Source organism: Enterococcus avium ATCC 14025, assembly GCF_000406965.1.
Taxonomy (GTDB): Bacteria; Bacillota; Bacilli; order Lactobacillales; family Enterococcaceae; genus Enterococcus_A; species Enterococcus_A avium.
Genome location: NZ_KE136363.1, coordinates 266,449 through 288,852, shown reverse-complemented (window position 1 = coordinate 288,852; position 22,404 = coordinate 266,449). Strand labels below are relative to the sequence as shown.

Here is a 22,404-nt window from a genome sequence, read left to right as displayed (position 1 = left end):
AAAAGAACAAAAACTATTTTTGTGAAGGAATGATTATTCGATTGTACGCTTTCGATAGTCTTTCTGTTAAAAATCAGCTAGAATGAACTTATTCAATCAGAGAAAGAAGGGAATCTATCTATGAGTATTTTTGATGGTTTAATGGGAAATGCTAGTCAACATGACAATAAAGCAGTTGAAAAAAAGTTAGAGGATGTTTTAATATCAGGAGAGACGGTTTCTTTGGCTTTTAAACTAGTTCGGGATTTGATTGTCTTTACAGATTTCCGTTTGATTTTAGTGGATAAACAAGGTGTGACTGGTAAAAAGGCAGAGTACAAATCTATTCCTTATCGTTCGATTTCACGCTTTTCAGTCGAAACAAGCGGTCACTTTGATCTAGATGCCGAATTAAAAATTTGGATATCTAGTGCTGAGTTACCTGCTGAGACTATTCAATTTAGAAAAGACAAAAATATTGTGGCGATCCAAAAGGCATTGGCTTTAGCATTGTCAAAATAAATGAAAAGGACAAGAACTGAACGATCTGTTCAATATCTTGTCCTTTTATTCTCTCCAAGCGTTGCAGCTTTATTTTTCCCCTTTAATTTTTCCATTCGCTTTCATAGTCTCCTTTTTTCAAGTCATCAGCGAGTGCCATTTCAAAATCTAGAAAACTGTATCCAAGTGCTCCTTATCTTTCTTTTACCTTATCGACCTCATTAATCCATTTCTCAAGATTGTTATAGCCGTCGTTTTTGATGTAGTCATATTCTTTATCAATGATTTCATCAAACCAAAGTAATTCCCCATTGTTCTTTTTTCCAACTATTTTTACTACTGATTGACTGATGGACGTTTGCTGGCTTAAATTTTTAATTTTGCCGATTTTTAAAGCTATAATCGAATTTCCTAGTTCGTAACTTTTTTTTATTGCATATTGAACATATTTAGAATCTAATGTTTCGCTTCCAATCAAAACAACGGTCACGGATGTTCCAGCAATTTGTTTGTCGATCCAGCGTTCGATAGCCTCATCACCATCCCGTTTCATTCGCTCAAACTCTGAGTTGCTAATAAACCCAGATTCTTCATTCTCCTTCAAAGCCCAGTTGTTTTTAACCACCAACGCCCTAGATAGATCGTTTTCATAATAAAAACTAAAGAAAACCCTTTTTGCCATAAATTTTACCTCCCTAACTTTTTCATTGCTCAAAAATCCTATTAGATGTTCATCCTCACAAAACAAATTATTCTTTGTGACAACCACTGACAAACCTACAAGCTGATTTCTCATTTCATTATATAATAGAGATTCGTCTCTATGTCTCCATTTTTTTTATAATAGAAGTTTTTATGGAAAACAGACGTTTGAGTAACATTCATAATTAGCTAAAATCAAGCTAGCTTTTACTATCCCTACATGATACGATTTTATTGAGAAAAAACTGGAGGTCTTGTTATGTTGGATAAGTCTGTACCTTTTATTCCATTTACCATGTTTCGCCCGTCAAATGCCCCATCACTACCTAAAATCCAATTACCTGACGGCTATCGGATCGTCTTTCATCAGCCTGGCGATGAAAAAGATTGGTGTCGGATTGAAACGGCTGTGTTAGAGTTCGAAACCGAAAAAGCCGCCGCTGAATATTTTCAACGCTCCTTTGCACCTTATCCAGAGGAATTAAAAAAGCGGATGCTCTTTATAGAGAATCCTCAGGGAGTGAAAGTTGCTACTTTTACAGCTTGGTGGACTGAAGATCACTCACCGCGACTTCACTGGTTAGGTGTAGTACCTGAAGAACAGCGAAAGGGTTTAGCTAAAGCCTTGACGATTCGTGTCACTGAGCTTCTTCATGAATATTATCCAGGTCAGGATCTTTACTTGAATACTCAAACCTGGAGTCATCATGCAGTTAAACTATACAAAAAATTGAACTATGAAATATTTCAAAATCAAAATTATCAGAAAATATTGGATATCTTGAAAAATGCAGATTAGTAAAAAGGAGTCATTGTCTGAACAATGACTCCTTTTCTGTATTTTTATTCTGCGCTTAATGCAGCCATTGTGATGTAATTGTATGGCTGATTAAAGTGTGGCAAGAAGAAAATATCCAATAGTTTCAACTTATCGATAGTTACTTGCTCTTCGATAGCAAGTGAGAACATATGAATCACTCCTGAAATATCCTCAGTTGATGACAACTGCGCTCCCACAACTCTTCGAGAACTTTCTTCATAGACAATCCGTATTTTAACTTTTGCATTTTGTTTCATAAATCCTGGCCGTTGCAGATCTTCAAAGTCTGTATACTTCACAGCAATGCCATTTTTAGCCGCTGCTTCTACTGACAAGCCCGTTGAAACCATATGCAAGCCGAAAATTGAGATTCCATTTGAGCCCTGTACGCCGGTCGATTCTAGCGCCACTCCTCCAACATTATAACCAGCCACAATACCCGAACGTACAGCATTTGTTGCTAGTGCGATATAGGTTGTGTCTTGTAAGGCATTGGAATAAATTGTTGCACAATCGCCTACAGCATAGACATTCGGATCACTAGTTTGCTGGTGAAGGTCGACCAAATAAGCACCGTTTTTAAATAGTTCTAAATGGTCTTTTCCCAGTTCGTTATTTGGTAAGAAGCCAATCGCATTGATCACTAGGTCAACACTGTATTCGCCTTTATCTGTTACGATTGATTCAACTTTTACTTCGCCTTTATATTCTTTAGCTAATTCCCCAAAGTGCAGGTCAATTCCGTGCTCGCTTAAAATCGTATCCATATCATCAGTAAACCATTTATCATAATAACTCGGTAATGAGCGCTTCATCGCATCAAAAAGTAATACATTTTTACCGCGACGCTTAGCTGCCTCAGCTATTTCTACACCGATATAGCCTGCCCCGATTACTGCAACATTTTGAATATTATCTGCGCTTAAAATTTCATCAACAGCTTTCCCATCTTGGAAACGTTTTAAGAAATGAATATTTTCTAAATCGCGCCCAGGTACCTCGGGAGAAATTGGTACAGATCCTGTTGCTAAAATCAATTTATCGTAGCTTTCAACAAAGAAATCGCCTGATTTCGTTAAACAATGGACCTCTTTTTTATCATAGTCAATTCGATCTACGGTTGTTTCCATTGAAATTCGTGCGCCTTTACTTTCAAAGTCTTCACGTTTCGTATAGAATAAGCCCTCATAAGAATCAATCTGACGTCCTACCCACAACGCTGTTCCACAGCCTAAATAACTAAGATTGTCGTTGCGGTCAATCATTACCACTTCTTGATCTGGAAAGTTATCCAAAAGTGTGTTAGCTGCTGCAATTCCAGCATGGTTTGTACCTACGATTACTGTTTTTGTCATTCATTCTACCTCCTAATAGTTGAAAGTGTTTACATTACAATAATGATTGTAACATACTTCACGAATGAGTTTTAAAAAAATGCAAATAATTTAAAATAATTTTCAAAAAAGTATTAATCTTGATACGGAACGCTAAACTCTCCTTTTAACAACAGAAAATTACTCTCTTAGAATGCCTTTTCTTATCATGAAAAATACGAAAAGAGAGGATTGCTTAGTTCTATCAGATTTTTGAATAGTATTTTTCTTTTACAGCTTTAAGACAAGATTCATAGTAAAATGAGAATGTAATCTTTTTAATGTGAAGGAAACGAGGCGAAATAAATGGAGACTGACTTGGAAAAGCACCACCTTGATTTACTGGATAAATATGGCTTATTAGATCACCAATCTGTCTGTACAGTCCGAAAGTTCAGTTCAGGAGAAACTATTTTTGCTCAAGGTGTGGAGTATAAATACATTATGATCGTTGTTTCTGGAAAAGCAAAGGTGTGTACTAGTGCTCCTAGTGGAAAAGACTTGGTCTTAGCCTATTATCTTTCTAGCGGATTGATTGGTGATGTTGAACTGATGTCCGATACCACTTACGCGACCGCATCGGTTATCACTCTTTCAGCCTTTGAGTGTATTATTGTTCCCTTTCAAGACAATCAAGATTCAATGTTTCAAAATCTGACCTTTATGACTACACTAGCAAAAGGATTATCAGAAAACCTGATCAGCAGTTCTTACAATTACACTTCAAATGCTCTTTATTCTGGAGAGCAGCGTCTTTGTACTTATATTTTACAGGGAGCCTATAAAAATTACTTCTTTGATAATTTGACTGATGTGGCCGCCACGATTGGGATTAGCTATCGTCATTTGCTTCGTCTGTTGAATAAACTATGTGATGACGCTATTTTAAAACGAGAAAAACGCAGATTCCAAATACTTGATAAAGAACAACTGGTTAAGCGCTCATCAGAAGCGGAATATTTTACAAAGAATCACTGATAAAAAAATAAGCCATTCGTCTCTCCTGTTATGAGTCGAATGGCTTATTCACTACTATTTTTCAGTATTTTATTGCGAGCTATTCTTCAAAAAACATTGCTTATTCTTTATTTGCTAAATAATTAGTCAAATCATCTACATATCGTTTTTGCTGCTTAGTTAAATAGCTTTTCACAAAAGGCCTCATATAAATTTTTTTTGGAGATACATCCTCAAGGAAATGAATTTTAGTCTTTGTCTTTGACAATAATTGAAACTCTCCAACCCATTTTCCGCTGATATTCTCATTCTCCATTGTAAAAACGTAGAGTTTTAGTGGTTCAAATGCAGTTATTACAAATTTTGTGGGAAAGCCTTGATTCGTATATTCAATAAACTCCTTTTTATCTTCTAAAACCTCAATTCTACTAAGATCACTTCGCCAATCTGCGTTCGTCAAGTCTGTTACAATATGCCAAATGGTTTCAATCGGTTCATTAAAGACAGCTTCAATTGTTGTTTTCACCATGATTATCCACCCCTTCTCAGTTCATTTTAACTTTTTTGAAAGAAAAGAACCTCTCAATCTGTGTCCAAAATGACGAGCTTTTCTAAAAAGGAGTGGAAAAAATTTTACCAGAACTCTTTAATGAACTGTTCTCTTCGCTCAGCATTTTTATGATAGTTCTCTGGATTTCTTTGATAGTAATCCTGATGTTCTGCTTCTGCCGGATAAAAGGTGGAGGCTTCCTCAATTTGAGTCACGATTGGTTGGTCAAAATGTCCGCTATTTTGAAGAGCAGTGCGACTAGCTTCAGCGACTTTCTTTTGCTGCTCATTAAAATAATAAATCACTGGGCGATAGCTACTTCCGCGATCTTCAAACTGACCAAATGCATCGGTTGGATCGGTTTGCTGCCAATAGATCTCTACTAATTCTTCATAGGATATCAATTCAGGATCAAAAATAATTTCAACTGCCTCTGTATGTCCAGTTTTTCCGCTTTTTACTTCCAAATAGTTAGGATTTTCTGTTTCTCCGCCGGTATAACCTGAAATAACTGACTCAATACCTGGCAGACTATCAAAAGGTTTGACCATACACCAGAAACATCCACCTGCAAAAATTGCTCTTTCCATTTACATCACCTATTCTTTCTTATTCGTTGACAGGGACAACTGAGCCGCCCCATTTTTTCTCGATCCATTTTTGGACTTTGGGTTCATGTAATGCTTCTACGATTTTTTTGATTTCTTTTTTATTCTTATCATCGGTTCTCGTAGCTACAATATTGACATAGGGTGAGTCGTTTTGTTCGATCATTAATGAATCTTTGACTGGGTTCAAACCTTTTTCATAGGCGAAATTGGAGTTGATCGCTACTAGATCGCCTTCGTTATTTTCATACGCTGACGTTAAAAGTGTTGGATCAACAGTATGTTCAAAGACCAAATTTTTGGGATTTTCAATAATATCATCGAAAGAAGCTTGATCAATCGCCACACCTGATTTAAGTTTTATCAACTTGTTTTTCGCAAAGATAGTTAAAATCCGCCCCCATTCAGAAGGCACATTCGAAACAATCACCTTTGCACCGTTCGGTATCTCACTGACCTTTTTTATGTTATGTGAGTAAATCCCCATAGGTTCTAAATGGATTGCTCCTACATTCGAAAATTTATAGCCGTTTTCTTTTTTCTGTAGATTAAAATACGGAACAGTTGAAAAATAATTGGCATCAATGTCGCCGTTTTCTAATGCTTTATTAGGTAGAACATAGTCATCGAACTTGACGATTTCTAAATCAATTCCCTCTTTTTTTAATTCTGGTTTGATGTGTTCGAGAATTTCCGCGTGGGGGGTTGGCGAAGCGCCAATCTTGATTTTATTTGTTGTTTTTGCTGCGCTTGAACCACAAGCAGTTAAAAATATGATACTTCCCAAAATCATTAAAACCAAACTAAACTTTTTCATATCGACACACTCCTATTAATTTTTGACAAATAAAAAAATATCCATCCCTTTATTTACCAGATTACTGATAAATAAAGGGACGAATATTTTCGCGTTACCACCCTTATTCGTATTATCCTCGCAGATAATACCTCAACGGTACAGACATACCCGGCGATATAACGGTCGCTTCCCGTACAGCTTGCGTGAACAAACTGAATGCTCAGAGCTCATCTTCACTGATTTTCCACGATCCCTCTTTTCACCAGCTGAGGGTCTCTTTTAAACGTTTCGCGATCAACTACTCTTCTCTTCAATGCGTAATTATTGATTGAAGTTATTCTAATATAAAAAATTTAGATTTGCAACAAAATAAGAAATTCTCCAGCATTTTTTGTTGGAGAATTTCTTTATAGTTACTTGATTAGTTGTGGTAAGCTTAAAAGTTCTTCTAGCTCATTAATTACTACATCTGCCTCTCGTTGATCCATTAAGAAAGCTTGTTTTAGAGCTACCGTGTAAATACCTGCGGCTTTAGCTGAAGCAATCCCTAAAGTAGAATCCTCCACCGCCAAACAGTCTGGACAATTGAGCATTTTACGACTAATCGTGTAAATTTCTGGATTCGGCTTACTTTCTTTCACCTCTTCACCACTGATCGTAAATGAAAAGTATTTCTCAAGCTGGCAATCGGATAGCATTTGATTGATTTCTTTGCGTGGAGAAGAAGAGGCCAAGCCAATTGAGAGTCCCTTCTCTGATAGTTTTGTTAATACTTGCGGTACCGAACTTCTCAAAGCTTTTTTAAAATCAATACCATGATGCTTTTTATACTCAAGATATTCTTGATGAAGTTTTTCACGTTTTGTCTCATTTTCAGAAACCAGTAACTTCCAGGTTTGTTTTTCAGAATTGCCAACATAGTCTTCAAATTTATCTGAACCTGGTTGAATTCCTTTCGCTTTAAAAAAGTCCATTCGTCGCTCAAAATAGTAAGGCTCACTATCGATCAATACTCCATCCATATCAAAAATAACTGCTTTATCCATACCTTCACCTTAATCCTTTACAATGTCATTTAATAAACGAAGCTCTAATAAGGGTAATTCAATTGTATATTCCTTTTCGACCTCTTGGAATGCTTGATGAATCAACTCCATATTGTGTCCTTCCTTTTGCACATACTCCTCTATATCCGCCTGCTCATCGACACTTTCCTTGCGTAAAATCCGTTCGATCATGGAACAGCAATGCATATAAAGTAAAAATAGCTGATTGTTTGAAAACTCGATAGCCATCAACCGTTCCAATTCCTGCACAGCCTTTTGGACTAAACGCAGGACTTTAGTGGCGTCTAGGATCGTTAAGTTTTCGACGATTTTATTGATTGAGAAGTTGAAAATCAATTGATTTTTAAAGGCTTCACTATCAATGTCTACCTGTTCGTGCAATAGCTCGGCGAATTCACCAACAGCCTCACCATTTATCAGCTGATCCAGACCGATATATGGTACCTGATTTATTTTAGGATTTTCTGTGCCGACAATCATTAATACATCATACAACTGGAAAGGTGTTTCATACATTTTATTCTCTGATAATTTATGATAGTCATAGGGAAGAATGGTTAATTCCTTCGCAGAATCCCCTAAACATTTTAGTAGGATTTCTTGGATTTGTGTCGCACTTCCGATACCAGTATAACAGCATGTGATAATCGCTTTCTTCTTATTTAGTTCAGGAATAATCAGCTGCTTCTGGATTCTATTCTCTACATTAATCGCTTCATAAACCTCGGTCACACTATCGCCGCTGATGATATGCTGCCCCACCTCCAGAACAAGCGGGGTACTGACGTTATCAATAATTACCAACGGGCTTTTGATATGGTTAGACAAACGTTCTCCTAGTTGATTAAAGGAGCCCATATCTACTAACAGGATCAATCCCGAATCAGTCCGATAATCGTTGATATAACGAATAATCTGCGCCTCCACCTTATCAAGAGTAATATTAATCGGCATATCGTAGGCTTGAAAGACATTTTTTCCCAGCATTCGATTAACCACGTTTGCTAAACTGCTAGCTGTTGAATAGCCATGAGCTAAGACAATACATTTCACATCATTTGGCAGGTCGCTGATCTGCAAGCTATAAAAATAGAAGGTGACAAATACAATATCTTCTTCCAATATTTGCTGGTCCAATTGCTGCGATAAATATGTTAGCAACTTCTTAGCATACCAAAAAGGGGTTTCCAAAAAGGAATCTAAAAATTCCAGCAGTTCATTTTTTTGCTCCTGCCATTCATAATGACTGCTTAAAATATCTGTATTATCTTTTAAATAAAGATAACTAGCTAAGGAAACCACGCGATTGCCATCCTGTTCGAAGCCATAATTTTCATACATCATGTCCAGTGTTTGGCGAATATGGTAGGTCAGGACGGAATACAACGATTCTTCCTTCTCATAAGTACCTTGAAAAATGAATTCATCCATCATTTGAGTAACTCGTGCTACATTATTATCGATGAATTCTTGCGTCAGGCTCTCTTTTTGCTGGACTCTTTTGAAGTCACTTAATACCTCGTCAAAAAAAATCCGTAAGAGCTGTGTTTCCTTACTTTCTAAGTGTGTTTGCTGTGCTGTATTCGGCAGGTACGTACGATCAGACATTTTCTTTTTTGGTTTGCTGAACTGTTCTTTAAATTTCAGATTATATTCTAATGGCAGATCCTTTAAGCGCACGGTGATTGTCTGATTTTTCTTCTGATGAACATAGGCGTTGCCACAGGCATATTTAATGATATTCTTGATTTTCCCAACATTTCCCTCCAGATCGCTATTCAATAAAAAATCGATCATTTGATAGGATACCTGCAGCTCCTTTTCTAAAATGCTGCTCTCCGCAATGAAAAAAGAATCAATTAAACGCAGGCGTTCTGATTGTGATCGATTTTGAAATTTAGGCAATGTCACAATTACCGGCAAGCGCCTCAAAAAAGTAGGCAAAAAGGTGGAATAGACATTTTCAGTAGTAGCGAAAACTAAACGGACATTCACCTTTCGCCGAATACTTGTATCACCCATCGGAGAAAACTCGCCAGTATCCATGAAGGTAAATAATTTTTCCTGTCCTTCTTCTGATAGGCGATGAACTTCATCTAAAAAGAGAATTCCCCCATCAGCTTTTTCGATCAATCCGCTGTGCTCATGATCCGCACCTGTAAAAGCACCTTTGGTATGTCCAAACAAAGCCGAGGATAATAACTCAGGATTGTTATAATACTGCGCACAGTTATAGGCGATAAATGGTGCTTTCGCATCAATTACCTGTTGTTCTTTGGCATATTCATAAATTTTTTCCGCTAAAAAAGTCTTTCCAGATCCGCTCACACCCATCAGTAAGATTGGTAAACCATGATGGGGATACAAAACGGCCGTTTTTATTTGGTCGATTGCTTCCTTCAAGCTTCCATTCGCACCAATAATTTTTTCTAGCGCGCTTCCTTTGTCCTGGGAAAATAGTTCCTCTAGTGAATCATATTCGACTTTAGAAATTTGGACAGACGCATCCTCTAAGGCCTTTCTATGTAAAAATAAAACTGGATAACTTTTGATTTTTACTAGCTCTCCGTCACGAAATGCTTGATTCAAATAGCTGCTAATGGTACTTCGATTTAATTGCAGAGACTCAGCGATTTGATAAGCCGAAAAACGTTCATCGGAGCCAGCCTTTAGATTCATGGTAAGTTCATATAAGTAATCGTCTAATTCCTTTTTCATTTTCATCACCTGCTTTAATCGATTTCTTGTACCTTTGCTTCTATTGTAAAGCATTTCTTTGATCATAAGGATTACTTTTTTTAATGCGAAAAAACCGAGACAAATATCTCAGTTTTTCCGCCAATTAGTTTGCGACTAATAAGAGAGTTTCCACATATAACGGCGTTTAGTAAGCGGATGTTCTCTGGCATAAGACAGTTCTTCCGCATACACTCTGAATACGGCAGTAATCACGAATGGGTTAAAATAATCTAACACTTCTTTTTCAATGAAAGCCGACAAACCATAATCTAATGCATCTACAACCTCCGTTTTCGCATCAAAACGATCTAAGAAAGCTAATGCACGAGAATCAATCGCACGAGTCTTACCATCGTTCATCAATAAAATGAATGGGACATCTTTATCGACGATTTCAAATGGACCGTGGAAAAATTCGCCCGCATGGAAGGTTCCTGAATTGATCCATTGCATTTCCATCATTAAGCAAACAGAAGATGAGTAAGCAACTTCGTGAGTGGCACCGCTGCTCATGATATAAATGACTTTTTCGTCTTTGAAGCGTTGTGCGAATTGTTTTGCAGCCTTACGAGCAGATTCCGCACTTTCTTGTGCCAAATCATAGATTTTAGCAAAGCCATCCATCATTTTGTCATAATGTTCATAGCCTTCAACTTGGTTTAGAAGCTCTACAGCTAATAATAAGCAATAACCCGTTTTTTCAAGCTTTGTCGCATAGTTTTCAGCAAATCCATGATAAATGACGTAATCTGCATCTTTTGTTAACGGCGCGTCAATTATTCGTGTTAAACTAATAACTGTAGCACCTTTATCTTTGGCAATCGCGTTGGCTTCTACTGTTTCTGGAGTTGCCCCTCCAAGTGAAGCCGAGATCACAACTGTGGTCTCATCGATCGAAGTAGGTGTCGCGTAGTTGAATTCGTTGGCTGTGTAGTGACTAATGCGTAATTGTTTCGCATTTTGGTCTAAAAAGTATTTTGCTGGATACAAATCTGCTTTTGATGCGCCACAGCCGACGAAAACAACGTGTTTTACCTCATGCTTGCCTACAATCTCTTTGATAATTTCTTTTGCTTCCATCGTTGAATTCATTTTCTGAATTCCTCCTCAGTTTTTTCTTTTTTATTTAGAGAAACAAACGATTCGGTATTTCTACCTTCATCATTCAGTTCCAACTACCGGATTAAACAAAAATCCCTAAAGCGCTTAAAATTAAACCGCCGACAATACAGATCAAAAGCATGATACTTGTATTTACTTTCTTTTGCAGCAGCCAATACATGAACATCGTTAATGCAAACGGCAGCATTTGCGGCATGATACTGTCTAAAACATCTTGCAGCACAAAGGTTTTACCAAATTTGATTGGTGTGGTGATACCGATCATACTGGCAATCATTGCACCGATAACCATCAGACCAATGATCGAGCAGACATACATCACACGGTCCATCAATCCGCCTTCGTATAACTTAGTCAAATATTTATTCCCCATATTATAGCCAAATTTCCCGCCATAATAAGTCACTAGAAAAGAAGGAACAAAGGAGATGACCATTGCTAAAATCGGACCTAAAATACTGCCCTGTTGTGCTAAATTAATTCCTAAACCAAAGGCTAAAACTCGAACGGTCCCTTGGAAAAAGGAATCTCCAATTCCAGATAACGGCCCCATTAGTGAGGTTTTTACTGAATTGATCGTATCTGGATTGAACCCTTCTTGATCTTCATAGTATTGTTCTTCCATTGACGCTGTTAGCCCTAAAACAAATGCACTGGTTTGCGGTGTACAATTGTAATACAACATATGCCGTTGATAGGCTTCCTTCTTCAACGCATCATCCTTTGGGTCTTTATAGATCCGGTCTAAGGTTGGAGCTATTCCATAAAGAAATCCCATATTCATCGCACGCTCATAATTCCATGAATCCTGGATTGCCCATGAGCGCCAGAAAAATTGCCAATATTTACGACGGTTTTGATCTTTTTCTTGTGCCATTTTGTTACCCTCCTTTTATAGATCGTCCAGTGCATCTGGTTCTTGATCCGGTCCGCTGCCACCGCTGCCGCCAGATTTATTTGCTTCAATTTGATACATGACAAAGGCCACGATTCCCGCAAATAAGGCTACACCAGTAATTCCTAAGCCTGAATAAGCAGTAATCAAGAAGCCCAAAACCAAAAACGGCATCATTTTCTTAGACAACATTGTTTGCAGCAATAAAGCAAACCCGTAAGCTGGCAGTAACTTACTTGCTAAGTTCAATCCATCAGTGATCCATTCTGGAATCGCGTCAACGATTGATTTTACTAGGTCTGTTCCAAAGTAAATCGCTAGGAAGATCGGAACAAAATACATTAGTGAGTAAAGAATGGTTCCCCAGACAATGTGAATATGCTGGACTCGCTTAAACTTGCCTTCTTCAATTAGTGCATCGGCTCGGTGAGTCAAACTTGCCAAAACTGTTCGCATCAAAATCCCTAATAGTTGTCCTAAAATAGCGATTGGAATGGCAATTGTCAAAGCTGTCTCCGCATTTGAACCAGATAAAATTGCAAAAGCTGTTGCGATAACTGCTCCTAATGTCATATCTGCAGGGACGGCTGCTCCGACCTGAACAACCCCTAAAGAAATCAATTCGATCGATGCACCAACCAGTAATCCTTTCTCCAAATCCCCTAATGCTAAACCCACCAAAGTCCCAACAATCAAGGGACGTTCGAAGTTCAACCGGCCCAATAAACGGGAATCCAACATGACGAACACACCAATCAATCCTAAAACTATTGATTGAACCAACATTTAAAGCCCTCCTTTTAAATTAATTTATTTAAATCCTCTGATTTAGAAGTTGGTATCTGCTGCATATACTGCTTGACTCCCATCTCCTTCAATTTTTTTGCTTCCATCTGCTCTTCCTCATTCAAGAAAATCGCACTGCCAAATTGCTTTCCGTCATTGGTCTTAGGTATCCCGCCATAATTGATTTCTTTGATTTTCGGGTAAGCTTCGCAAAAAGCGAGTGTTTCTTTCGTGTTGCCAAAAATCAACATAATATTTTCCTTCAATGTTTCCACTTTCGCCATTTTAGAGAGAGCTTCCTCAACTGTGAAAATGTTTAACTTCACACCTGTGGGTTTCGCCAAGTTCAATGACATTTTTTTGAACTCGTCTGTCGCTGCTTCGTTATTGATCACGATGATGCGATTGATTCCTTGCGATTTGGTCCAAGAAAAAACCACCTGTCCGTGTAGCAGCCGATAATCAATTCGTACTAGCTTAATCATAAATCGTCACCTCCAGTATTTATTTTTGCTGTTAATAATTGTTTGCAGTCAATCATTCCTTGACGACTTTCCTCAAGAATCATGTTCATTTGTTCTGAAGTGATCTTCCCAGATTGTGTGGCAATTGAAATTACCAGTGGTAGATTCATCCCTGCAAACAAATGAACTTCTGGATGTTCTTGTTGGATCGCTAACAAATCATTATTCACACTCCCTCCAAAAATGTCCGTTAAAATATAGACATCCTCATACCCGATTTTTTCAAGTAGATGTTCTACCTGACGTTTAATTGGCTCATCTTCATCACGAAATGCGGACAAAGCAAAGATGTTGCCTTCATCTCCGATGATCATCGATGATGTTTGTTTTAATCCCTGTGAAAAATCTCCGTGACTGGCTAAAATAATCTTGTTCATTCCCTATCCTCCTACTTAATCGTTCGTTGCGAATGTCGTTTCTTGTTGGAGAGTACTCAACCTTTTTACCAAATGGCCTTCTTCACGAACTACGAGAAGTTGAACTGACATTCTTATAACTGTTCTCACTTTTATATAAGCAACTGGCGTGCCAACTTTTGTTATAGCCTATAAATGCTTCTATCATAAAGATCTCCAGCCTCTCCCAACACTTACGGAGGACTTTTAGAGATTGTGTGGAGAGAGTGTTGATGAACGTTTTTTTGGAGAAATGATAAAGTAGTCTTCGAGAGAATTGTTTTTGAAGTTTCCCAACAATGCGAGAGGAGATGCTTTTCTACTATTATAATTGTTCCAAAAAGAGGACGATGAAATAAAAAAGCTCAGCGATTTATGATTCGCTGAGCTCTTCTTTTCTAGTTGTACGAGGCTTTCCACATATAGGTACGTTGGGTGTAATCTTTTTTTATTTGGTAAGCAAGTTCTCGCATGAAGACATTATTTAAAATCGGAGAAAAGATCAGGTGATTAAAATGCTCTGAAACCTTTGGATCAATGTGACTTAATCCTAGCTCCTGTGAGTCTAATACGAAGACTTTCTTTCCGCCAAACTCTCGTAAAAAGCGCGCCGCCCGTTCATCGTTTGGTCGACTACCGCCTTCTCCAATTAGAAGAAAAACAGAGGTTTCTTCATTGATCACTTCAAAAGGTCCATGGAAGAAATCACAGCTATTGACGGTTGGTGAATCAATTTGCAGCATTTCCATAATATTGCAAATCGAGAAAATGTAGGCTGCTCCATATGCGGCACCACTACCCATGACATGAATGGATTTAGAGTCGCGATTTTGAAGCGCCCATTTGATTGCTTTTGTCCGAATATCCTTGACCGCTTGTTTGTAAAGCGCGTCGATTTCTTCAAAACTCTTCATGGCAGTAGTCATGTGCTCGTAGCCCTCCACAACGTCCATCACTGTCATAGCTAGCTTCAACCCATAAGCAGCATTTGTCTTAGAAAAATCACTCTCATCCACCGCAACAGAATCATAATGAATCTTATAGTCACAAACCTCGGTTAATTCAGATTCATCAATATACAACGCAATTGTTGCTGCACCGAGCTTTTTCGCCACCTTGGCTGCTTCAATCGTTTCTGGAGTTCCCCGCATAGAGCAAACAACTGCCAAAGTTGTTTCATTAACAAAGGCTGGCGGTGCTTTGACAAATTCATTGCTGGTGACATTTTTCGAACGCAATTTCGTAGATTCCTGATCTAAGAAATAATGCCCTGGATAAAAACCGCCATAGCTTCCTCCTGCCGCTAACCAAATCACCTGTTGGATGCCTCCGATTGATTGCTTCTCTTCATGAATCGTTTGGATCATTTCTTTGATTTCCATTCTGTTTCTTCCTTTCATTATCAAAATACTTATCTGCCTATCGACACGATGAGTTTAATACAAGTAAAGATACAAGTCAATACATGTATAGAACTGATTATAAAACTTGTCCTATAGTTGAACTATTATGATTTTTTGCTTATAATTGAGAAAAAGGCGGTGTAGCAATGGTTCGAAAGATAATTGATGAACATAAACCACTCTACTTACAGATTAAAGAAGCGATTCTTCAACAGATTAAGGAAAAAGAGTTGGTCGCAGGAGATAAGCTCCTTTCTGAAGCGCAATTTCAAAAGAGCTTTCATGTCAGTCGAATTACAGTACGAAAAGCGATTGATGAGTTGGTGGAGGAAGGTTATTTAACCCGCCTTCAAGGAAAAGGAACCTTTGTAAAAAATCAGAATCAGGAAATGCAGAAAAGCTTATCCTTGACTCAAGTTTGTCTTGATCAGGGAAAAAAGCTTACTTCAGAAGTACTTGCAGTGAAAGAAACGCTTGTCCCAGCGGATTTTACTACTCTTTTTGGCTCAGACAAAAGTATTATGGTCGAGCGTCTTCGTAAGGTCGATGGGGTGGCAATCATGCTGGAAAAAAATTATTTACCTACAGATTTTACATTTTTACATGAATGTGACCTTTCCGGATCGCTTTATGAAGCACTGGCAAAGCATGAAATAGAGCCAAAAGTTAAAGGAATGAACCAAGTGGGTATCAAACAATTAACGGATCAGCAAGCAGCGTTATTCAATGTTCAAAGCGGCCTATCAGTGATTCAGCATAAGGGGACCGTCTATGATACGAAAAATCAACTGGTGCTAGCTTCCGAAGAACTTGTTCGTGTGGATTTACCAGACCTGTTTAAGTATTATTTGTAACGCACATGATTCTTTGGCCAACAAAAATAGCGTGTCTGTTTCTGATCAGCAGAAGCAGACACGCTATTTTTTTAAATTAGTTTTCGTTGCTGCCACTTTCTACTGAAGAAGTAGAGCATTCCGATACAAGCCGGAATAATCGGTGATAGTGCTTGTGCCCAGTAAATCCCTCTAACACCAAACTCCAGCAGTGTTCCTAAAAACCAACACAGCGGTAAACGAATGACCAATGCATCTAACAGTGCGTTAATCATGCCAAGATTGGCAAATCCAACCCCCACTGCAAAAGAATCAAAGTTGTACATCGTTGCATAAAACAAACTATTCCAACAGCAACAGATTCTCAAATATACAACGCCCGCCTTTAGTACCGCTTGATTTTCTGGATCAAATAAGCGAATCAGCGGTTCAGCAAATACTTGAATGAACAAAATAGCTATCAAAGAAACAAGAATGCTTGCGAAAAATCCAATCTGTACTATTTTCTTAGTTCGCTTTAAAAGCTTCGCCCCCATATTTTGGCCAACCATTGTCGTTACTGCTTGACCGATTGCCCAACAAGGCATGCCAGCAAAGGTATTGATCTTCAAACCGATTCCCGCTGCTGCGGCAATGACTACTCCGTACTTATTGATCATGACTGCAATCAGTAAATACGAAATATTAACTACGGTCATTTGGATCGCTGTTGGCAAACTCACCTGTACAAGTTTTAATAAAATGGCTTTTTCAATCCTAAAACTTGATAGTTGAAATTCAAAAATAAAATTCTGTCTTCTTAAATAAAGAATCGCAATACCAAACGAAATGGCTTGCGAGACAATCGTCGCATAAGCCGCTCCGACAGTACCAAAACTGAATACGCCTACCAATAAATAATCTAACAAGACATTTATTCCCGCTGCGATCATGACAAAGTACAGCGGACTCCGTGAATCGCCGAAGCCTCGCAAAATCGAGCAGGTGGCATTATAACCGAACACAAAAATAGTTCCGATAAAAATCACCATCATGTAATCACAGGCGTCTTGATAGGCCTCCTTTGGAACATTCATCCAGGTTAGGATCTGCTTATAAAAGAAAATACCCGCACAGGTGATTAGGATAGCAACAACTGCCGTCATAGCGTAAATTGTTCCAATTGTCTTTTTTTGTCTAAGCTCATCCTTCGCACCTCGATATTGAGCAATTAGCACGGTGCCTCCCATTGTAATCCCCATGCAAATCGCATTGACAATAAAAACTAAGGAGGACGCATTACTAATTGCGGCTACGCCCGTACTTCCAACAATCCTTCCAACCACCAGCATATCAGCGATATTATAGAGTGATTGCAATAGATTAGCTAAAAAAAGTGGAATCGCAAAACGAATTAATTGTTTTGTGACACTGCCTGTTGTTAAATCATGAAAATTACTCATGTTCTCATCCCTTTTATTTTTTTTACAAAAAATAAAAGAAGGTCACCGATGACATGGCCTTCTTTACGCACATGAAATTGCAAAAAAAGGCCATTGACAAAAACACTGTCAATGGCCTTGTAAAATCTTGCAGACATCTTGAATAAACCAGAAATTAGCTAATTTCTGATCACTCTAGCTGACTGATGAAGATTTATTTCGATTAGGCTCCGTACAATGTTTCATCGTATTCGATTGTGCGGAGCAAATTTCAATGCACACTTTATTGTAAATGATATAGAACATATCAATCGACTGCTTTCCTATTTGATACATCTATTATATCTAGCAATAGAACCAAATTCAACATGGAGAAAAAAGATAGAGAAAAATTAATTTTCTTGTGTCAGTGCGTTTTCGACAGCCTTCGTAATTGTGACGCTGCTTTGGGTCGCACCGCTGATTGCGTCAACGTCCAAGCTCTGTTTATTAATAATCTGATCAATAATTTTCTCACCGTTCTTTCCTAAACCAGTCATATGATCTTTGATTTCAATATCGGTGATCTTCCCGTTCTCAACCTGCACGTTAACCTTTGCTGAAACAGGTTTGATTTGTGCTTCTCCCACATATTCTCCATCTGCTACTTGAGAAATCGGCACTTCATTGATTTTAACTTTCTTCAATGTACGCTTCGTCAAAAAATCAGCGCCTACTTTCACACAAACCACGAGTAAAATGGCAACAACTAAAATAATCATTATTCGTTTTCCTATAACTCCATCAATCCCTTCTGCTTTTTAACAGTTACCCAATCTTCTCTAATTCAGACAAATCGATACAATCGACACTTCCCTCATCCACTGCTTGTTCAATTGCTTTTTCAATCTCCAATTTCTCCTGAATAGGTTTCTTCTTGCTGCTTTTACTAATCATTTTTAAAATGATTTTTTCCGGCATATTTAGCTGCTGCTTGATTAACCGCCCTCTTAGATGGTAAAAGCTCGCCTGAGGAAACTCCTTGGAAACACCCTCACGAATTTCAGCTAATTTTTCCTGATCCTTGACTGCTGTCAAGCCAACAGAAATGATTGTCAAATGACTATTACCAGATAGTTTCTTTTTCAGTTCTTCTAAACCTATTACTTTTCCAGCATAGACACTGCCGAAATAATAAACTTCATCTGCCTTTGCCAGCTCTTCTGAAGAAACCTGTTCCTGCTTAAAAATCTGATACTTGTTATTTTTCGCAAAGGTCTTCGCATATAATTCTGAACTTCCTTTTTTTGTTGCATAAATCACAATCGTGTTCATACTAGTTTCCTCCCTGTTTTTTTGCCGCTAATTCTTCCAGATTTTCGACACCTGAGTACAATTTCATTAAAATGATAAAAAAATTCGTTAATTCATCATCAGAGTAACCTTCAAAAATCGAATGAAGGGCCTCGTCATGCAGCTTTGCGACTAACTGAAAGTAAGATTCTCCTTTTTCTGTCAGGCACAAATCCGTTCTTCGTCTGTCTTTTTTATTTCGACTGATCGTGATTAGTTCTTTCTTTTCCAAGGCAACCGCCAGCTTTTTGATATTTTGTCTTGAACATCCCAAAAGCTCCCCGCAGCTGGTCAAATCCAAGGTCTTTTCTGGCACCTGTTTGACCATGATCAGCACCATGAACTGCTTCACTGTTATGACTGGATCTACTTTGTCGAAGGATGTTTGCAGGCGATTACCCAAAATGAATAAACTAGCAAAAATCGCTCGCTGTTGATTATCACGCCCGCTTTTGTAGGCTTCTGTTAAACTTTCAATGTTCATGTGGACCACCTCGATAACTTTAAATATAAGTAACTTGTTACCTATATTCTAACGGAAAAATATAGTCGCTGCTATAGGTCTTAAGTCTTAACTTCTTTTTCGCTCTATTCGATCTTAGCACCCGAAAAATTTATATACTTGAATGATTTTTTATGACTTTTTATGTCTTTTCACCATTAAAAAATGTATAATAAACTCATATAAAACCGCTTTCTTTTCATTGGTTCGCTATTTGAAGGGTTTATATAGGAGGCTTTTTAATGAAAAACTCGATCATGAACATCGATAAACGCCATAAAGATATTTTAGATATTCTGGAAAAGAAGGAACACATGACTACTTTGGAGTTAGCCGAAGCTTTGGATGTTTCCCTCAGTACAGTCAGACGTGACTTGCATTTACTAGAAGAAAAAAACGATATTATTCGCAAGTTTGGCTACTGCATGTTTAATTATGAGAATAAGCCTGATGACGATCATTCAGGTCCCGTTCGCATCAAACAGGCACTCGCCAAGGAGGCTAGCAAATTTATTCATGATTGTGACACGATCTTCATTAATGTCAGCTCGACCGCGTTAAAGACGATTGATTTTTTACATGTCGATCATTTAACAGTCATAACCAATAACTTGAAAATCAATTATTCCCAACACCATGCCAATTACAATTACGTCCTGACCGGCGGAGAAATGCGTTATCCAAAAGAAGCGCTAGTCGGCGATGTTGCTATCAACACCTTGTCTGTCATCAATGCGGATGTCTGTGTTGTCGGCTGCAGTGGCATAGATTTAGAAAATGGGGTTACAACCAAGACCATGAGCGAAGCGACGATTAACGAGATAATGATCAAACGCGCCACCAGATGTAAAATTCTTGTGGCTGATCATCGGAAAGTCGGAGTAACCTCGAAGGTTAAAATGTGTGATATCTCCGCGTTTGATTATTTCATCACCGATCAATTTAGTTCCGAAGAAATGTTAGAAGAGATTCGAAAAATGGGTGTAACAGTCGTTCAGGTCAACTAAAGGAGTGTGAAGCTTTGGAAAAAACAAAACACGTGTTATTTTCGACAAATATTATTTTTATTTTTTTGCTTTCTTATGGATTGGCGCTTACGCTATCTGCATTTTTTCTTGCTAGCCCGAATGAACTGACTATGGGAATGCTGCGGATCATAAAGTCTTCCAGTAATTTGATTACAGATTATGTCCATATCGCAGGAGTTGGACCCGCATTTTTAAACAGCGGACTATTAACCTTAAGCAGCCTGTTCCTTTTGCGAAAGCATAAACACCATTTTTGTTCCTTGACTGTTTCAGTCATTATGATGCTTTCTGGTTTTTCATTTTTCGGAAAAAACATCATCAACTCTGCGCCGATCATTTTAGGATGCCTGCTGTATTCGCGAATTCATCATTCTGACAGACAGGATTTATTGGTCATGGGCCTCTTAAGTACTTGCCTCTCGCCTATTGTTAGCACGATTTATTGTGCGCCGGATCATTTTTTCATTTCAAATACGTTCATAGCCTTGGCAGCGGGGTTATTTATCGGCTACACAATTCTGCCGATCTTCGAATTTTTAAAGGTCCACACCAAAGAGTTAAACCTTTATAACATGGGCTTTTCCGCTGGCTTCATTGGGGTTCTTGGAAACTTGGCCACGAGGAACGTTTTAGCAATAAAAATCGTGCCTCACGCCCTTTCCTTTGATCATCACTACGCGTTACTTTCCTTTTTAGTTGCTTTATTCACTGTCCCATTTCTTATCTTTTTGTCCTTTTATAAACGAAACATCACCCGAACGAAGCATTTGCTTTTGGATTTAAAGAAAATCGCCCGCTTTTCACTTTACGGCTATCTAGCTGTGATCTTTACTCTAATTTTAAAAGTCCCTTTAAGCGGGATTCTAGTGGGAGCTATTTTGACTTTCGCCGGCTTTAGTATGTATAACTTCAAATTTCGCTACTTCTTTTTCCCTGCATTTGGTGTGTTCCTAACTGGGCTATTCTTCTATCAAGATACCGCGACAACGAATAATATTGTGATTATGCTTTTTGCCAGCACACTTTCTCCGATGACTCGTAAATATGGGTTGGTAACAGGCACGCTTTCTGGTGCGATCTTTTCATTGATTACTCGTAACACACACTATCTTACTGCTGGAATCAATTTGTATAATTGTGGTTTTGCTGGCGGCATCACTGTTTTGTTAATGGACTTTGTTCGAGTGCAGTTTTATAAGCACAGCAAAATCAAAGCCTATTTTCAAACTTGGCATCTTCGAATTATCGAGATTGAGAAAAAATTGATTGCCAGATTTCTGGCATTTTCTCAAACCTTTCTTTTCAAAATTACAACGATTAAGGATGATTAATCGCTGGCTTTCTAAAAAAAAGTTTATTGAAAAAGAACTTTATCTTTGGAAAGCTTTTTTGAATTGGCACGTAAATAGCCGACCATTAATCCTTTAATTCAATAAATTAAATTAATTTAACCAAAATAACTACTTTCACGAACTTCAAGAAAGCTATTTTTTATTATCTGAAACACTGCTAAAATAGAACTAATAGACTTAGAAAAGAGGACTACTATGCGAGGAACAGTTTCAACTGACCAACGTGTTTACCACTATGAATCACCTTTTTTAAAACAAGGAGAGCATGGGCTGACGCTTAGCCAATTGCGTGCTCAATTTATTAAAGAACTGCTGAATAATCCGCGAGCAAAATATGTGACAGAAAACTACACTCTAGAAAAAGAGCAGCGTCGAATCAATGTCTGGAAAAAAGATGGAAAGACGCTTTCTGAGGATGAATTGTTGCGAATCGATACAATTATCCCGCGAATCTTTGAAACAAACTAATACTCACTGATCAAAAAAACACGCTCTCAGCCAAAGTGAGAACGTGTTTTTTTAGGTTCTATAATATTTTGTGTTGGTGGAAAATCGAAGGCGATTTTCTACTAACACTTTTTTCTTCGTTTCAACTCAAAAAGAGACTCACTTTTGGTAAAATTTAGTCGACCAAAACGTCACCCTACCAAAGGAGTCTCTCAATGGATAATCATACTAGAAAATTACTCGGATTAACAGATAAACATTTATTTTTT

At 37.9% G+C, this 22,404-nt stretch carries 24 protein-coding genes and 1 other annotated feature; of the genes, 7 read left to right on the top strand and 17 right to left on the bottom strand.

From position 1 onward, the window contains the following. Positions 1-120 precede the first annotated feature (120 nt). Positions 121-501: a PH domain-containing protein gene (locus OMU_RS11620; protein WP_016180103.1), complete on the top strand. Its 381-nt coding sequence runs from the start codon at positions 121-123 to the stop codon at positions 499-501. 172 nt (positions 502-673) lie between these two features. Here the strand turns inward: OMU_RS11620 and OMU_RS11615 are convergent, their stop codons facing one another. Next, positions 674-1,162: a TIR domain-containing protein gene (locus OMU_RS11615; RefSeq protein WP_016180102.1), complete on the bottom strand. Its 489-nt coding sequence runs from the start codon at positions 1,160-1,162 to the stop codon at positions 674-676. Between the two features lie 279 nt (positions 1,163-1,441). Between OMU_RS11615 and OMU_RS11610 the strand changes: the two genes are divergently transcribed. Further along, positions 1,442-1,981, top strand: coding sequence for a GNAT family N-acetyltransferase (locus tag OMU_RS11610; RefSeq protein WP_016180101.1), 540 nt, complete (start codon positions 1,442-1,444; stop codon positions 1,979-1,981). 44 nt (positions 1,982-2,025) lie between these two features. On the opposite strand, the gene nox is transcribed toward OMU_RS11610, so the two are convergent. Beyond that, positions 2,026-3,357 (bottom strand): H2O-forming NADH oxidase, encoded by a 1,332-nt coding sequence (nox, locus tag OMU_RS11605; RefSeq protein WP_016180100.1) that lies wholly within the window; start codon positions 3,355-3,357, stop codon positions 2,026-2,028. A 324-nt stretch (positions 3,358-3,681) separates the two neighbouring features. On the opposite strand from nox, the gene OMU_RS11600 reads away from it, so the two are divergent. Beyond that, entirely contained in the window at positions 3,682-4,353 is a 672-nt protein-coding gene (locus OMU_RS11600) for a Crp/Fnr family transcriptional regulator (RefSeq protein WP_016180099.1), read from the top strand. A gap of 100 nt (positions 4,354-4,453) precedes the next feature. Here the strand turns inward: OMU_RS11600 and OMU_RS11595 are convergent, their stop codons facing one another. The 11 genes from OMU_RS11595 to OMU_RS11545 all read right to left on the bottom strand — a co-directional run bounded on the left by OMU_RS11595 (position 4,454) and on the right by OMU_RS11545 (position 15,199). Then, positions 4,454-4,861 (bottom strand): SRPBCC family protein, encoded by a 408-nt coding sequence (locus OMU_RS11595; RefSeq protein WP_016180098.1) that lies wholly within the window; start codon positions 4,859-4,861, stop codon positions 4,454-4,456. A 104-nt stretch (positions 4,862-4,965) separates the two neighbouring features. Continuing rightward, positions 4,966-5,472 carry a peptide-methionine (S)-S-oxide reductase MsrA gene (msrA, locus tag OMU_RS11590; RefSeq protein WP_016180097.1) on the bottom strand — a complete coding sequence of 169 codons (507 nt, stop codon included), beginning with the start codon at positions 5,470-5,472 and terminating at the stop codon, positions 4,966-4,968. A gap of 19 nt (positions 5,473-5,491) precedes the next feature. Beyond that, positions 5,492-6,307 (bottom strand): MetQ/NlpA family ABC transporter substrate-binding protein, encoded by an 816-nt coding sequence (locus OMU_RS11585; protein ID WP_016180096.1) that lies wholly within the window; start codon positions 6,305-6,307, stop codon positions 5,492-5,494. 72 nt (positions 6,308-6,379) lie between these two features. Continuing rightward, positions 6,380-6,612, bottom strand: a binding site (T-box leader). A 90-nt stretch (positions 6,613-6,702) separates the two neighbouring features. Continuing rightward, on the bottom strand, positions 6,703-7,335 hold the full coding sequence (locus tag OMU_RS11580; RefSeq protein WP_016180095.1) for an HAD family hydrolase: 633 nt from the start codon (positions 7,333-7,335) through the stop codon (positions 6,703-6,705). A gap of 9 nt (positions 7,336-7,344) precedes the next feature. Further along, complete coding sequence (locus OMU_RS11575) at positions 7,345-10,074, bottom strand: sigma-54-dependent transcriptional regulator (protein WP_016180094.1); 2,730 nt, start codon at positions 10,072-10,074, stop codon at positions 7,345-7,347. A gap of 135 nt (positions 10,075-10,209) precedes the next feature. Continuing rightward, the gene (locus tag OMU_RS11570) at positions 10,210-11,187 is read right to left on the bottom strand and encodes an SIS domain-containing protein (protein WP_016180093.1); all 978 of its coding nucleotides are present in this window, start codon (positions 11,185-11,187) and stop codon (positions 10,210-10,212) included. A 91-nt stretch (positions 11,188-11,278) separates the two neighbouring features. Beyond that, a complete protein-coding gene (locus OMU_RS11565) occupies positions 11,279-12,094 on the bottom strand; it encodes a PTS system mannose/fructose/sorbose family transporter subunit IID (RefSeq protein WP_016180092.1) in 816 nt (271 codons plus the stop codon). A 15-nt stretch (positions 12,095-12,109) separates the two neighbouring features. Next, the gene (locus OMU_RS11560; protein ID WP_016180091.1) at positions 12,110-12,898 is read right to left on the bottom strand and encodes a PTS mannose/fructose/sorbose/N-acetylgalactosamine transporter subunit IIC; all 789 of its coding nucleotides are present in this window, start codon (positions 12,896-12,898) and stop codon (positions 12,110-12,112) included. 14 nt (positions 12,899-12,912) lie between these two features. Further along, positions 12,913-13,383, bottom strand: coding sequence for a PTS sugar transporter subunit IIB (locus tag OMU_RS11555; RefSeq protein ID WP_016180090.1), 471 nt, complete (start codon positions 13,381-13,383; stop codon positions 12,913-12,915). Next, positions 13,380-13,799 carry a PTS sugar transporter subunit IIA gene (locus OMU_RS11550; RefSeq protein WP_016180089.1) on the bottom strand — a complete coding sequence of 140 codons (420 nt, stop codon included), beginning with the start codon at positions 13,797-13,799 and terminating at the stop codon, positions 13,380-13,382. The genes OMU_RS11555 and OMU_RS11550 overlap by 4 nt, the downstream gene beginning before the upstream one ends. 416 nt (positions 13,800-14,215) lie before the next feature. Next, the gene (locus OMU_RS11545; protein ID WP_016180088.1) at positions 14,216-15,199 is read right to left on the bottom strand and encodes a hypothetical protein; all 984 of its coding nucleotides are present in this window, start codon (positions 15,197-15,199) and stop codon (positions 14,216-14,218) included. A gap of 167 nt (positions 15,200-15,366) precedes the next feature. On the opposite strand from OMU_RS11545, the gene OMU_RS11540 reads away from it, so the two are divergent. Continuing rightward, on the top strand, positions 15,367-16,074 hold the full coding sequence (locus OMU_RS11540; RefSeq protein ID WP_016180087.1) for a GntR family transcriptional regulator: 708 nt from the start codon (positions 15,367-15,369) through the stop codon (positions 16,072-16,074). Positions 16,075-16,145: 71 nt separating this feature from the next. Here the strand turns inward: OMU_RS11540 and OMU_RS11535 are convergent, their stop codons facing one another. The 4 genes from OMU_RS11535 to OMU_RS11520 form a co-directional block, all read right to left on the bottom strand. Further along, positions 16,146-17,495: an MATE family efflux transporter gene (locus tag OMU_RS11535; RefSeq protein ID WP_016180086.1), complete on the bottom strand. Its 1,350-nt coding sequence runs from the start codon at positions 17,493-17,495 to the stop codon at positions 16,146-16,148. 371 nt (positions 17,496-17,866) lie between these two features. Beyond that, a complete protein-coding gene (locus tag OMU_RS11530; RefSeq protein ID WP_016180085.1) occupies positions 17,867-18,235 on the bottom strand; it encodes an FMN-binding protein in 369 nt (122 codons plus the stop codon). A 46-nt stretch (positions 18,236-18,281) separates the two neighbouring features. Then, positions 18,282-18,788, bottom strand: a complete 507-nt coding sequence (locus tag OMU_RS11525) for a flavodoxin domain-containing protein (protein ID WP_016180084.1) — start codon at positions 18,786-18,788, stop codon at positions 18,282-18,284. Between the two features lies 1 nt (position 18,789). Continuing rightward, positions 18,790-19,290 (bottom strand): MarR family winged helix-turn-helix transcriptional regulator, encoded by a 501-nt coding sequence (locus OMU_RS11520; protein ID WP_016180083.1) that lies wholly within the window; start codon positions 19,288-19,290, stop codon positions 18,790-18,792. 260 nt (positions 19,291-19,550) lie between these two features. Between OMU_RS11520 and OMU_RS11515 the strand changes: the two genes are divergently transcribed. From OMU_RS11515 to OMU_RS11505, 3 genes are all read left to right on the top strand, one after another. Next, the gene (locus tag OMU_RS11515) at positions 19,551-20,315 is read left to right on the top strand and encodes a DeoR/GlpR family DNA-binding transcription regulator (protein WP_016180082.1); all 765 of its coding nucleotides are present in this window, start codon (positions 19,551-19,553) and stop codon (positions 20,313-20,315) included. A 14-nt stretch (positions 20,316-20,329) separates the two neighbouring features. Continuing rightward, complete coding sequence (locus OMU_RS11510; RefSeq protein WP_016180081.1) at positions 20,330-21,667, top strand: DUF1576 domain-containing protein; 1,338 nt, start codon at positions 20,330-20,332, stop codon at positions 21,665-21,667. Positions 21,668-21,883: 216 nt separating this feature from the next. Continuing rightward, positions 21,884-22,156 (top strand): hypothetical protein, encoded by a 273-nt coding sequence (locus tag OMU_RS11505; protein WP_016180080.1) that lies wholly within the window; start codon positions 21,884-21,886, stop codon positions 22,154-22,156. Positions 22,157-22,404: the final 248 nt, after the last annotated feature.